The organism is Vagococcus sp. WN80Y (assembly GCF_059621045.1).
Window position 1 is genome coordinate 1 of the sequence record NZ_JCAQHY010000057.1, and the last position, 1781, is coordinate 1781.

Here is a 1781-nt window from a genome sequence, read left to right on the forward strand (position 1 = left end):
AGCGCCAAAATTTGTTCAAATTTACCAGCCGATTTTTTAATGTAGGCATGAAATTCGTCCACCACCAAAGAAATCGGCTGCCTTTGTTCTTCGCTTAGTTCGGCTCGCTTCATTGCCACATCAAATAGTAAATTAATTATTAAACTACCGACCATTTCAGCCACCGTTTGCCCAACGACGCCAGAATTTAACGGAACTAATAGAATTTTATTTTTTGTGAACACATCTTCCAGGTTAAACTTTGGCTCTGCTTGTCCTAAACAGCCCCTGAAAGCTGGACGCATTAAAAGTACGTTTAAACGGCGAATAAGTGGGGCTAATTGTTGGTTGCGGTCTTTTTCGGATTGAGCTTCAAAGGCTTGCCAGTAGCTCTTTAAATACATGTCCGTTAGGCTGGCGGTCATCTTGTGGCGAAATTTTTCGTTAGTGAATAATAAGGGTAAATGTAAAAGAGTAGTGTTCTTATTTCTGGCAAGCGTTAGCAAGCCAGTTGTGAGTAGCTCTTCGGTGTAAATTCCAAAGTCTGGGAACAATCCACGTAAGCTACTTAAAACCGTCTCAGCGACTAGTTCAGGACTTTTACCGTCAATAAAGCTAAGTGGATTTATGCCTAGTGGGTGGTTGCTGGTTAAATCCAGAATAACCACGTCTTTTAAACGGTGTTCTGGTATCTTTTCGGCGATCGAAGCCACCAAACTATATTTTGGATCAATCACGACGACACCATAACCGTTTGAAATATCTGCAAGGCAAAGATTCTCTAAAAGTTGACTTTTACCACAGCCAGTCGGTCCAACAACAAACAAATTTTTTAAAGCATTGTGCAAATCAAGGTGCAAAAGACGTTTGTCGTCTGGGTTTTCGTTCAAAGTTTCGCCAAAGGCACGAATATTTTTTGTTGGATTCCTCAGGTTTTTAGGTGGCAATAAGATTTTTGGATGGAGTGATGCAACTCCTAGAAAATCTAATTCGCCAACGGGTAGTAAAAACAAATTTGCCAATTCTTTGACGTTTAGTTTAAGTGGGTATCTAAACATAGTCTTAGCTTGATTTAGATAAAGCGGTTGTTCTTTTTGTAAAGAAATACGTATGCCACGAGCTTCTAAACTTCTAAGGGAAGATAAGACGTTTAAAATGTAACTTCTAGCTTTGGCTTCCTCTTTTGCATAAGCGCCTATTCTAATCACACAGGGTAAACGATGTGAACTAACTTTGTCTTTTATGGACGTTCTAATATCACTAGAGGCGTTTGGCACATTGCCAGCAATAACATTCCACCAGCTAGCCTCTGGAGAAGGTAGATTTTTAGGCAAGTTCTCAGGTTGAAGCGTATTTGAGCCAATTATAATTTGAATTGCGATTTGGTCGCCAGTTGCTACCTGAGCCATACCAGCAAGCGTGGTGCGGGCTAGGTTCTCAGCATTGTCGGTTTTGAGTGAAAGTATAGGTTTTGTCATTTGGATCTTCTGAGCGACTTTTACAGGCTTTCTAAGCGTAGTGTCTGCTCGTAGTTCTTGTCCAAACTCGATATTGCCATGTGATTTAAACAGTTGCATGATATTTTTCACTTCTGTTTTCTCCATGCCTAGAAAATAGTTAATCTTGCCACCGTCTGAACGAACCTCAAACACTAGCGGTCGGTTTTTAGATTCGCTAGTGGCAATGTGACTAACTAACGAAACTATATTGTCAAAAGTAAATGGTCTTTGCCAAGTCATTTTGTACCAGACTAGCGCATTTATTTTATGTTTCATCTCACTCTCTCCATTTCTGAGCTTTCC

At 40.2% G+C, this 1781-nt stretch carries 1 protein-coding gene; it reads right to left on the reverse strand.

The features are described from left to right. The coding region (locus tag AC5KOD_RS02680; RefSeq protein WP_496912997.1) for a type IV secretory system conjugative DNA transfer family protein at nucleotides 1–1754 on the reverse strand (1754 nt) is incomplete at its 3' end. Between the last annotated feature and the right edge of the window lie 27 nt (nucleotides 1755–1781).